Source organism: Algoriphagus sp. 10J20-15, assembly GCF_055809615.1.
In genome coordinates this window covers 121,894-134,128 of the sequence record NZ_JBVVUG010000044.1, presented here as the reverse complement: position 1 = coordinate 134,128, position 12,235 = coordinate 121,894, and the positions used below count along the sequence as shown (strand labels likewise).

Here is a 12,235-nt window from a genome sequence, read left to right as displayed (position 1 = left end):
TATCTTGGTATTCTGATTCGGCTATTTAAAAAGCAGGATCCTGTCTTTCATACGCACTTCAACACAGGTAATTAATGTCTCTGATTCGAAAATCATTCTTCCTCGCTTCTCTGGGTTTCCTGCTTTACTTTAGTGCTTTTGCACAGGACGAAGCTATTCTCAACGGGAAAATGCTAGCTGAAAGATACTGTAGCTCTTGTCATGCTTTTCCTTCGCCCTCCCTTTTACCCAAAGCTATTTGGAAGCAAAAAGTACTCCCACAGATGGCAGCCATGATGGGCATCAAAGCTGCTCAGGAAAGTTTGGGCGTTTATGAGAATAAATCTGCTGAAGAAATCACAATCAGCAAAAAGTTAGGAGTTTATCCGACCACTGCTATGATCAGTACCGCAGACTTCAAAGCAATTGTGGATTATTACGGAGCAGAAGCACCAAAGGAGTTAGCTCCTCAAAACCTAAAAGAAAGCCCCTATCCTTTACTGAATTTTGCAGCGAAGAAGCTTTTCATAGAGGGGATTCAAAGTCCAAAAACTAGCCTGGTGGCGATTAATGAGGAAAGGTCAGAGCTTTTTATCGCAGATGGCACGACCAATCAACTCTTTGTGAAAGTTCAAAACGATGAACTTTACACCCTTCCTCAGACTGCAAGTCCAGCAGTAGATTTCATCAGAAAAGAACCCAATGTATTTAATTTTATTTCCATCGGATCAATAGCTCCAAGTGATCTTTCTCAAGGTGCGCTCTATGAAATGGATTTGAATTCTGACGGTTGGAATCAGGTTTTGGGTCAGCTTCCCCGACCTGTCTTTGGGATTTGGGAAGACTTAGAAAAGGATGGAAAAGCTGATTTCTTGCTTTGTAACTATGGCCACCATGGAGGAAACTTGGCGATCTATCCGGACGGCAACCTTACCTCCGCCCCCATTCAACTTGGTGGAGCTGGTGCAAGAAAATTAGAAGTTGTTGACTTAAATCACGATGGAAAGCTAGATATCGTGGCGCTCTTCTGCCAGGGCAATGAGCGAATCTCAGTTTTTTACAATCAGGGAAATGGTCTGTTTGAAGCAGAGCAGATTTTGCTAAGATTCTCACCGGTGATGGGTTCCAGTTACTTTGAATTGAATGATCTGAATGGTGATGGAGAACTGGATTTGCTTGTTAGCAATGGCGATAATTGGGACTATTCATCAGTCGCCAAACCTTATCATGGCTTTAGAATTTATGAAAATAAAGGAAAAGGGATTTTTGAGGAAGCATGGTTTTACCCGCAGTATGGTGCAGCCAAATCCATGGCTCTGGACTTTGATAAAGACGGAGATTTAGACTTTGCGACCATCGCTTTTTACGATGAGCTTGAAAATCCCAAGTACCAGTTTCTACTTTTTGAAAACGTAGGAAACATGATTTTTCAACCTAAATACATTCCTGAGGCTGCCTTGGGAAAATGGATGACAATGGATGTAGGAGATCTCGACGGAGATGGAGATAAGGACATCGTATTGGGTTCATACCTGCACACTACTATAGAATTCACCAACCTAGTAATCCAAGGGATCAATGAACTTCCAAGCGTTTTGATATTGGAGAACCGGCAAAGCAAGTAGTCAAGCTAATCTGCAGTAGAAAATTCACCAAACGTGCTATAATCTAGAAAAATTGGAGCTACTCCTCCTTCAATCTTTCAACAAAATACATATCTACTTCTCCTTTGTTCTTGGCTTCTACTTTACCTCTATGGATACAAGAAAAATGATCTTTTATGAGCTCATAGGTGGCGCCGGAAACGTTTATTTTTCCAGCCTCTCCACTACTTTCCATTCGCGAAGCAAGGTTTACCGTATCTCCCCAGATATCGTAGGCAAACTTATTTAGCCCGACAATTCCAGCCACAATATTTCCTGTATGAATTCCGATTCTAAGTTCAAAAACAGGTTTATTTTCACGGATATTCTCAGCCTTATGCTGTTCTACAAAATCCCGAATTTCAATGGCTGCATTAATCACATCAAAAGGATGAGTCGTATTAGCAACTGGAATGCCTCCGGCAGCCATGTATGAGTCTCCAATTGTTTTGATTTTTTCTATCCCATGTTTTTCGATGATTCTATCAAACTTTTTGAAACAATAATCAATCTCCGCCACCAAATCAACCGCCGTCATTTGCTCAGCAATGAGAGAAAAACCAACAAAATCAGTGAAAATCACGGTAACACTAGCATACTTCTTAGTCTGCGCGGATCCATTTTCTTTCAGTTCTCTGGCTATATCAAGAGGCAAAATATTCAGTAAGAGCTCATCTGATTTTTCCTTTTCGTTTTGAAGATCCAACGTTCTTTCCTTGACTTTAGATTCCAGATTGGCATTATACTCTTCTAGCCTCTTCTCGTTCAACCTCAAGTTTTCCTCCACCTCTTTTCTCACTTCCACTTCTTGGATCAATTGTTCATTGAGCTGGTTTGTGCTCTCCAGAAGCATAGCATTCTGTAGGGAAATAGCCGTTTGGGTAGCCATCACCTGCAGGATCTCAATCCGTTCCTTAGTAAATGCTCCAGACAGCAAGCTATTCTCCAAGTATAGCAATGAGAATCCAACACCGGAATGCTTCTGAGGTATACACAAAATAGATTTCACCTTGTTCGAATCGATATATTCTTCATCCGAATATGGCAAAGTCTTCGTGGCATCTTCCAGCACTAGAGTTTCACCAGATCTCAGTACATAATTGATTACCGAGTGGCTAATCTCATCAAACTCATCATAAGGTATATTCTGTAGTACCTGAATCTCATTGCTGGAATTATCAATAGACGCTTTGATCAATTTACTATCCTTTTCGATAGTGATCAGGAAAGCCCGATCGGCTCCCGCATTTTCACTTACAAGTTGCATCAAACCAGTAAGGATGTTCTCCAATTTCATCTCTCCTGAGATTAGATTTATAGTCTTCAGGATAGTATCTAGGTCGAGAATATTGGCATTTACTCCTATTTCTTCAGCTGAAATAAATCCAGCATAAATATCTTTCATTTGAACTAGTTTGGCCTTGGCACCCCACTTCTCGTAGGATTTATAGGCATTTGAAAGGTAAAATTGTGCAGCTTCGGGTTGCTGCTGAGCATTAAAATAAACGCCTGCTCTCTCCCACATCAACGCCTCATCCTGAACATATTTGTGCATTCTGGCATATCGGATCGCATAAGTAAAGGATCTCACAGCATTATCAAAATTTCCTTTCAGCGCCTCATACTCCGCCTTCATAAACTCATGACGATGCTGAAAATTAACCTCAGAATGCTTTACTAATCCGCCGATCAGCTTGATATTTTTCTTACAGATTTTCAAAAGCTCCTTTTGCTCTGCATTAGATCTTGAATGAAAAATCGGAGAAATGCAGAGATTTTCGTAATAGAAAAAGAGCATTTCTGTAATGGAGCCTTTGACAGGAATCAAGTGCTGCTTTTCCAAGGAACAAAACTTCCACGCCGTTTCATTTTGATTGTAAATCAAACTCAAAAACTTCTTCTGGGAATACAGATTATGATAGTATAAACTGAAAGCAGGAATATCAGGAAAGTCTATTTTTCGCTCATCAAAAATCTCCCCTCTCAAAACTTCATAGTCCTTCACACCTTCCAATAGACATAAAGCTGATTGGCGGAACAAATCTATTCGCTTGATCTGCATGATTTGATTCAATGGCGTGATTTGTTTGCTAAGTAATTCTCCTCTCAGCAAAATCTTAGGGATTGGCTCACCGCCATAGAAATTCCAATAAATAATCAGCTGTCCAATGATGGAAGTAAACTCGAAATCACCGGTTTCAAGTCCTTTTTTCAATGCTTCTTCCAACTCCGGGATGCTTTCCGCAAGATGCTTTAACCAATGCGAAATAAACATCACATACACCTGCTTGAAAGAGACGAACTCGTCTTCGTTTTCGATAATTTCAAAAACACTATTTCCTAACTGACCCATTCTGAGACCCTTCGCCATATTACCCATAAAGGCAATGTTGATGTAGCCAAAAACCACAAAAGCAACAGGAGTCTTGGAGCCCAACCCAAATTTCAGAGTTAGCCGAATCAACTCAAACATGATCAATGGAAGCAGATTAGGCTCAGTTAAGTAAGCTGCCAAAGACATATGATGCATGATAGACATGGCTATTAACAGCTTCTCATCCTTTATTTGTGGGAGTTTTAGAATTTTCTCTTCTGAATAAGATAACAATCTAAGGTTGGTCCTGATAAAGCCAAATAATACATTCAACTGGCTAGGATGGCGCTTTAGATCTATATTAACTAAGCGAAGTATATCAAGCCCTATTTCTATTACTTGCTTCTGATCGTTTTCAACATTGGCATTCTGGATCTTAAGATCAGCCAATTTCAGCTTATCTAAAACGCTTACCGCATTGGCATCTAGCAAGGCTGTGTATTTTCTAAACAGTTCCTGATTGTTGCACTGGTAGGCAGCAACAGCAGATTTCAGATAAAGGTCATAGGTGAATTCCCTGTCATTCTCCCAGGCATTTGGCGCCAGAAGTTGCAGAGCATTTTCAAAATACTGCATTGCCAACACATAGGCTGTTGAGTTTTGCGCCCGTTGACCTGCAATGCTATTGAGCTCACAAAGGGTCTTAATCTCTAATGGTTCTTTAATTAACTCCTTGCCAAAATTGAATTGATTTACAATTTCAAAAACATCATCTCTTGGCCCGCTTTCTTTGGTTTTTGACAGCAGAGTTCTGCCAATTTTCAGGTGATTTTCCTTTTTACCATTTTCATCTATCAGGGAATAGATAGCTTGCTGTACCCGATCATGAACGAAATAATAACTTCCATCCAGGCTTTCGATAACCAAATCAAGGTCGAGCGCAAGATTGAAATCCTGACTTACTTTTTCAGCTTCTTGTTCCGAAACCCTAACTAAATCTTGTATGAAAAATTTATTACCTATGCAGGAAGCAAGCTTGAGGATAGAAATAGTGTCTGATGGGAGCTCATTGATCGTCTCAAGAAATAAATTAACAATATCTCCCTCTACATTGTAACTGATCAACTTATCGATTTTCCATTTCCAAGCCCCTTCTTCACTATCGAAATATAACATCTCATTCTTGTAGATGGCCTTCAAGAATTGATTAGCAAACAAGGCATTTCCAGCAGACTTTTTGAAAACCAAAGAAGCCAATTCATCCAAAGGTCTTTCAGATTTCCCCAGCGTATTTGTGACCAATTGCTTGATATCTTCTTCCTTAAGATTCTCCAGTAATATTTCTTCAGGCTGTATTCCTTGCTCCTCCAACTCCATTTTAAACTGAAGAAATAAATGCCCTGGGGTAATTTCGTTATCTCGGTAAGCGCCTACAATGAGAATATTATTGAGTTCAGAATTGACAAGTATAGTCTTCATCAAATCGAGAGAAGAAACATCAGACCATTGTAGATCATCAATAAAAATGAACACCGGCTTACCCAATTCTGCAAACACCTGGAAAAACTTGGTGAGAGCATAGTTGAAACGCAGCTGTGCTTCTGTACCTGTCAAAACCGGGATTTCCGGTTCATTATCCAGCAATTTTTCCAAACCTGGAATGACCTCAAACAACACCCTTCCTATAGGCTGTACAAGACTATGTAATTTAGTTTTCCACTTATCAAGCTCTACCTCGTTTAGGAGCAAAACTTGGTTGACCAACTTCCCCAAGGCTTGGGAAAAAGCGGAATAAGGAACATCAGCGCGAAGCTGGTCGAACTTTCCCGATATGAAAAAGCCTCCAGATTGAACTACCGGTCTGTAAAGGCGCTCTACTAGAGCTGATTTCCCAACCCCTGAATTACCATATACATAAACCAACTTTTTCTCATTGAGCGATATACTTGAGAAAGCATCTTTTAGCTGCTTTAATTGCTTATCTCTGGCATAAAGCTGGTCGGTAAATAGCAGGACTCCAGATGAATCCTGTGTTCCGAGTAAAAATCCTTCAATGTCCAATTCCTTTTGAACGGAGTATAGAATCATTTCCAAATCATACAAGACTCCCTGCGCTGAATGATATCGATTTTGCACATCCTTCTCGATCATTTTCATGATTAATTCGGAAAGCACTTTTGGAATCTCAACTATCTCGGAAGGATGCTTGGGAGTTAAGGCAATATGGGCATGGATTTTCGAAGCTCCTTCCTTTGATTCAAAAGGCAATTGCTTTGTGAAAAACCAATAAAAGATCATCCCAAGGGCATAGATGTCTGAGTATAATCCGATTTCTGTACTGATTCTGCCAGTTTGTTCAGGAGCAATGAAGTCGTAATCAGCTTCAAAAAAAACTAACCTTTTTTCGATTCCAATTTTTCTCTTGATTCGGGTAGCTAGGCCAAGGCTAATAAAAACAACTTCATTGGTCTCATCCTCAATAATAATATGCTCTGGATTCAGGTTGAGATGGACGTATTCTTTACGATGAACTTCTGCTAGCTTTTTAGTGATTGCTACACAAATTTTCATCTTATCACTTAAGCTCAGAGGCTTAGAACCATATTCTTTTAAACTCTCACCCTTTACATACTTCAACTTTAAGCTGAGGTCTGTCCCCGTATTTTCACTTTGCAAAACCGTCCTAAACCCAGGTACTGAAACATCTGAAAAAGATGCTTCATTATTAGCTTTTATAGTTTCAATCTGGGAAAGTGTGGCAAGAGATATTTTCTTAGTAACAATAGCATTTTCCCCAGATGTGATAGAATTCTGGGTATCAGAATCATTAGTTGAAAATAAAATTTGCCATTTCATTAAAAAGAGGTGTTAAAACTGCCAATTGGAAGAATAACCTATATAAAATGGATAATAGGGTGATCCATTTCACTAAATTTAATACAAAATCCAATATAAAAAACACAAAATAAAATTCTCATCTGCATTAGCTTCACCTTATTTTTAATTACATTCCAATCACTTTTATTGTTTTTTAAACTCGCTATAAGGAATAACATGTCAATCTCAGCCGAAGCTCCAAAAAAAATAGGACATGAATATGTACAATATGATGAAGATCGTATTGGGTACGAAATGCTTCAGGAATTTGAAGCTCAAGTCACCCGAATGTACAAGGACAAAAAGATGCTCCGACAAGTACATACCAAGATGCATGGCTGTGTAAAGGCCACTTTTGCTGTAGAAAAAGATTTACCAGAGGAGCTTAAAGTCGGAGTATTTGCAGGCAATCCTAGAAAATACAATGCTTGGGTTCGATTTTCCAATGGTAACACAAAGCCTCAAAAAGACAAGAAAAAAGATATCAGAGGAGTGGCTATTAAGTTGCTTGGTGTGCCTGGAGAGAAGATATTGGAAGACGAAATCAATGCCGAAACTCAGGATTTTTTACTGATGAGTACCGAGACTTTCTTTGCAAAAACCATCAAAGAATTAGCAAGACTCCTCAAGGCATTAACATCTCCAAACTTCTTTAAAAGCAAACTTTTCATTCTAAACCCAGTTTTATGGCCCATAATACTGCGTGCATCGAAAAGTAAAGTAGCCTGCAAAAACCCTCTTGAAATCCCTTATTGGAGCACCCAGCCTTACCAATTTGGGACTGTAGACCGTGCTGTCAAATATCACCTTCGCCCATCTCCAAGTAATAACATAGTCATAGAAAACACCACAGATTACAATTATTTGAGGTATAACATGGCCCAAACGCTACATGACAATGAGGCCAAATTTGATTTTTTCGTTCAGTTTCAAACTGATGCTGATGCCATGCCGATAGAAGACCCTACAGTTGCCTGGAGTTCTCAAAATATCAAAGTTGCAACCTTGACCATTCACCCCCAAGTTTTCGATACAAACGCACAGATCGAATATGGGGATAACCTTTCCTTTAACCCTTGGCATTCTCTGCCGGTGCACAGACCTTTGGGAGCTTTTAATAGAGTCAGAAAACGTGTCTATGAAGCCATGTCTAAATTCAGACATGATATGAATAAACTTCCCTCAGAGGAACCTAAAGACTCTTCTGATTTTCTGGATGACATTCTTCCGGTAAATACGAAGGTGACACTCGATCAGCAAGTACCATCCAAACATATCATATTTACCACGGCTGAAGTCATTGTCAATTGCGATAAAAAGACAGCATATGAATTCGTAGCAAGTGTAGAAAAACTTTCGAGTTGGCTACTGAAAACTGGCCCTATTTACGGTATCATAAAAGTGAAAAAGTTACGTGGCAATTGGGCAGAAGTTGGTGACAATAGGCTGGTAGAAAGAGGTGACTCAGCTACATTAGTGGAAGAACTTATCTCAGTTCACAGGTACTCTAACTACTCCTATCAAACGACCGATTTCAGTGATATTTTTAAGAAATTCACCAGCAAAACCTATGGCCACATGTGGTTTGATACAGTAGATGATAAGACAAGACTGCGATGGGTTTATACTTTTACGTACAAAAACCTATTTGCACGAATTTTCCTTTCAATATTTGCCCCACTTTTTCTGAAAAAGTACCTTCAAAATGGCTTAAATAATGCCAAAGCATTTTTAGAAGAGTAGATGCAGGGATTTAAATCGTAGATAGATATCGGAGTACATTTATAGATGGAAAAAAGAAATAGGCTCCACCCTTCACTGTGATCACTCTTGGCAGATCCTTAATCGTTTTGCTTACCGGTTCATCTTGCACAGTGAAATTCTGTTCTTCTCCAGGCTCGACTGTTTCCTTTACGCCAATAATTGGATCAGGGTCATTATACAGTTCCTTGTTTTTCGGGAGATTTGCCCAGGTATATTGGAGAAATTCAAACTGACGGCTGATATCTGCATTGAAGCAAATAAACAAAAGTCCAACATCTCCTTTTGGAGTAGTATTGGTAGGAGATCCCTCATAGATTTCTCCATAAAGCCTCGCTCGTCTGATTATTCTATGCTGCTTACTCAGTTTTAGCGATTCTTTTTTGCCATGGTCATCCACATTGTCTCTTGGATTTGTTCTTCTTAAGTGTGACCCAAACGGGCACTTCAAACCATCCTTATCAAATTTAGCATAGCCAAAATCATTGACATCACTATATGGCCCAGGATCGCTATCTGGAAAAAGGGTAACTGGTGCACCACTCTGCCATCTTCCCATAAACTTTGCACCCAACTTTAAGCTCTCGGCTACATTAATTGAACCATCTGGATTTTTCGTTTTTTCGTTCAAATAACCCCAAAACTTATTTACATCCTGATCCAATTGGCGCATTACCATGAAAGTCCCATCTTTTCCTATGTCCTTGTGACCGCTCCCACCTGCATCAGGTGTTAGTAAATTCAAATCTCCTTGATCTTTTACAATCAAAGGCGTGTCCGGATATACACCAAATTCGTTTTTGTAACCAAATAGAAACTCCCCCGCTTTGATGACATCATCTTTATCTCCTACTCTGCCAGAGCCTTCGATGATTGGTTGAGATATTCCGTCTCTAAACCCAAAGTGTTCTTTATTATCTGGCTGAGTTTGACCATCCACATAGAAGAGTTCCTTAACCCCAATTGCATCAAACTGGGATGCTAACGCATCATAATAATTTAGACACACGATTTTATCTTTTTCAAGATCATCGTTTGCAGATTTATCATTTCCAAACACCATTAAACAGAGATGGATGGTTTCATTACGAGGTCCTCCCCAATTCCAAACTTCCGGTCGACTGGTGCCAAAATCTCCCAATAATCTGGTTCTATGGTCAGAAACCATCCCTTGTCTAAATTCTCTAGAAAATGCACCAAGATTCTCTTCATGCAACCCCAACTTTCCTAATCCAGCATGAGTAAAAGCAATATTCAAATGCGTAGAAGAGATTTTGGACTTATCGGGTATATGTCTTGCTGATGTCATTTCCTTCCACGACTGTGACAACCATTTTTTGAATGACTTAGCATCTGAAATCTGTAAATAAACAAACCTCGAATACAGCATATGAGCATACCCGCGGATAAGATAACCTTGGATATTTTCTAGTTCTAGCCTTGTCATAGTCTATAGGAGTTTAAGAAATTTGGCAGCCTGACGCTCTGAAAGTGTTTTCATCAATTGAACCCTAATTCGGGTGTTATTATTGACATTTTTTATGGAGAGGTAAGGATATGCTGTGTACCAAAAATTAGTCACTAGCTCGGAATTGCGGCTCCAAGCCAAAAAGTACTCTTCCTTGTAAGCACCACCAGTAATTAGAAAGTTTGTCTTTGGAAAAACCTTGGTATTGGAGAAAATCCCAGTAAGTCCCCAACCGCTATTATCGATGAAATCTCCAAGATATTGCTGCCAACTCCCATCGAAATTGGAGAAAAACAGGACTCGGGAATTTTTCTCAAACATAACCCATTTAGCAAAGTGAATCGTAGGGATACCCATTAATTTGCCCTGAGTGAAGATGAATTTGATGAGGAAATTAGAAAGCAAAAACATGAACTTAATTGCTAAAAGACGGACATTCCCTTCTTTCATATCTACGAGCTGGGTAAATTGATTTTGATTTTTGAAATCTTCATACACTTCCAATTCAGTCAAAAAGTCATTGTCTAACTGGCTTCTCTTTTTTGTGAAATTCTCATCTTTTCGCTCGTAAAAGAAGTGTACAATCAACAATAAAATAATGATAAAGGGCAATAAGGCGAGCAAGCAAATTCCTAATAAAACTACCCCGAAATAATTGATATGAGGCATTGAAACTCTTTCCTCTTTCAAATAAGAGAAATCGGGATTAGCTAATACCTGTTCTTTAATTTTCCTATGTACAGTATCAGGTGAAACATCTTCCCAAGTCCTAGAATCGATAAAATCACGGATAAAATCCCGAAGCTTTTTTTCCTTTTGTATCTGCAAAACAGACCTTCCCGGAGCTCCTATGTAAACAGCTGCATCTTTGATCACATGACTGGCCAAAAAGGATTTCCTACTGGCTGTGTTTACTGTATTTAATGGTGGATATCCTTCACAAAAAACATAAACTAAATCCAATATGGTACTGGAATTTTCGCTGACTTTATGGAGCATTTCTCCTTCCTCCCCATCGTAATCTATCACAAAAAGTAACTTCGGGTTTCTTTTCTTCTCATCATTTATATAAGACTTCCCATGATCTATCACGACCCATCGAGCATAATGTATGATGGACAAAGCATCAAATTCTTTGGAGATACCTTCCTTGGAATTCCGTTTGATTTCTACCAATTGGTCTAGTAAACCCTGAACCTTATCAGCGATTACAGGAACCAGAATAGTAGTTGAGTTTTGTTGCATATAGATTTATTAACCTATAACTAATTTAATATTTAAAAAACCATAGCCCTGAAAGTCAAATAAATAAGGTGAAAACAAGCTTATTTGGATCAATTTCCTTGAAAAACTAAAAGTAGAAATTGGTTTCATTCTCATTTCAAGAAAAGATTTCTAACCGGTAATTATTGGTGAAAGGCCTATTTTAAAAATACTAACAATGCCTCTTTCAATATAAAATTAATTATCCATTATCACAATTTTGATCTAAGAATAATCCTATAAGAGAGGAATCAGGAAATTAGAAAAATCGTCGATTACTTATAAAATGAATTAATATGGACAAAACGATGAAGCAAGTTTAGATAACCATCCAATTCTAAATATCTTTAAAGCAATTCTTAATTATATTAAACACCGCAGTTACAATGAAATTATCCTATATAGTATTTATCCTATTTCTCCTAGCAAGTTTTACAGCCACTGCACAACAAACTTGTATGACGGAAGCTAACATCAAAGCCTTAGATGCAAAGTGGGAAGAGATGAACTTAAAACCTGATCCGGAATTTTTCAAAAGTAGACTTGCAGAGAATTTTGTCTGGGTGCACAATCATGCTTCAATGGTTGATACGAAAGCTGCCGCTATAAAGAGAGCAGAAACTCAAGCTGCCAATGGAACGAGTAACACACGATCTAGGGTTCAAAGTGACGTGAAAGTCGCCATTACAGGAAATGTGGCTATTGTTACTGGATTCACAATAGTAGATAGAGGCCCTACTCCTACACGATACCACTTCATGCGAACCTATATGGAAAAAGATGGACAGTGCCTTTTAGTTGGAAATCACACCATGGCGGTTCCTGAAGAGGAATAGTGGATCAAAGCTTTAGACAAAATCAACCTTTACGAAGTTTTTTTTAATCTTAGGTTTTTCCCAAAACCGAACAAAATTGTCCGCGGATTTTATT

At 38.7% G+C, this 12,235-nt stretch carries 6 protein-coding genes; 3 read left to right on the top strand and 3 right to left on the bottom strand.

The annotated features are described in order from the left end of the window. Positions 1-74: 74 nt before the first annotated feature. Positions 75-1,604 (top strand): FG-GAP repeat domain-containing protein, encoded by a 1,530-nt coding sequence (locus tag AC0L6R_RS18925; RefSeq protein WP_473272638.1) that lies wholly within the window; start codon positions 75-77, stop codon positions 1,602-1,604. Positions 1,605-1,662: 58 nt separating this feature from the next. Here AC0L6R_RS18925 and AC0L6R_RS18920 read toward each other — a convergent pair whose 3' ends face one another. Next, entirely contained in the window at positions 1,663-6,792 is a 5,130-nt protein-coding gene (locus tag AC0L6R_RS18920) for an adenylate/guanylate cyclase domain-containing protein (RefSeq protein WP_473272637.1), read from the bottom strand. Positions 6,793-6,990: 198 nt separating this feature from the next. Here AC0L6R_RS18920 and AC0L6R_RS18915 point away from each other — a divergent pair, with 198 nt between their 5' ends. Further along, a complete protein-coding gene (locus AC0L6R_RS18915) occupies positions 6,991-8,556 on the top strand; it encodes a hypothetical protein (RefSeq protein ID WP_473272636.1) in 1,566 nt (521 codons plus the stop codon). A 10-nt stretch (positions 8,557-8,566) separates the two neighbouring features. Here the strand turns inward: AC0L6R_RS18915 and AC0L6R_RS18910 are convergent, their stop codons facing one another. Continuing rightward, positions 8,567-10,021, bottom strand: coding sequence for a Dyp-type peroxidase (locus AC0L6R_RS18910; protein WP_283412706.1), 1,455 nt, complete (start codon positions 10,019-10,021; stop codon positions 8,567-8,569). A gap of 3 nt (positions 10,022-10,024) precedes the next feature. After that, a complete protein-coding gene (locus AC0L6R_RS18905; RefSeq protein ID WP_473272635.1) occupies positions 10,025-11,287 on the bottom strand; it encodes a hypothetical protein in 1,263 nt (420 codons plus the stop codon). 404 nt (positions 11,288-11,691) lie between these two features. On the opposite strand from AC0L6R_RS18905, the gene AC0L6R_RS18900 reads away from it, so the two are divergent. Continuing rightward, on the top strand, positions 11,692-12,141 hold the full coding sequence (locus AC0L6R_RS18900; RefSeq protein WP_473272634.1) for a nuclear transport factor 2 family protein: 450 nt from the start codon (positions 11,692-11,694) through the stop codon (positions 12,139-12,141). The last annotated feature ends 94 nt before the right edge of the window (positions 12,142-12,235 follow it).